Raw genomic sequence first — 250 nt, 5'->3', positions numbered from 1 at the left:
CGATGGTTTTATGAGTGAACTTGAATCCCGTAACTACTAGAATCTCGCTCGCCTAACATAATCTTCGTACAGAGCGATGTATTCTTTTTTTGAAATTGGCGGCCTTTCAAAAGTCATTCCTGAAAAAATAGATGACTGTTCATCAGAATCTGTTACTTTTTCAACATTCAATTCATGATGCTCCTTACTACCTCTAATAGTAGGGAGCGTTTTTACTATTTCTTCTGCAAACTCTAGCTTTTCAACTAAT

1 pseudogene is annotated in these 250 nt (G+C 36.0%); it reads right to left on the bottom strand.

Annotated features, from left to right (window positions below):
* Nucleotides 1-36: 36 nt before the first annotated feature.
* Nucleotides 37-250 (bottom strand): annotated as a pseudogene (locus P3R27_RS15110) (hypothetical protein); the annotation flags it as partial.

The sequence above is a fragment of the Enterococcus spodopteracolus genome (genome assembly GCF_030441955.1).
GTDB lineage: Bacteria > Bacillota > Bacilli > Lactobacillales > Enterococcaceae > Enterococcus_B > Enterococcus_B spodopteracolus.
The sequence above is the reverse complement of the archived record's forward strand: the minus strand, read 5'-3'. Positions and strand labels throughout refer to the sequence as shown.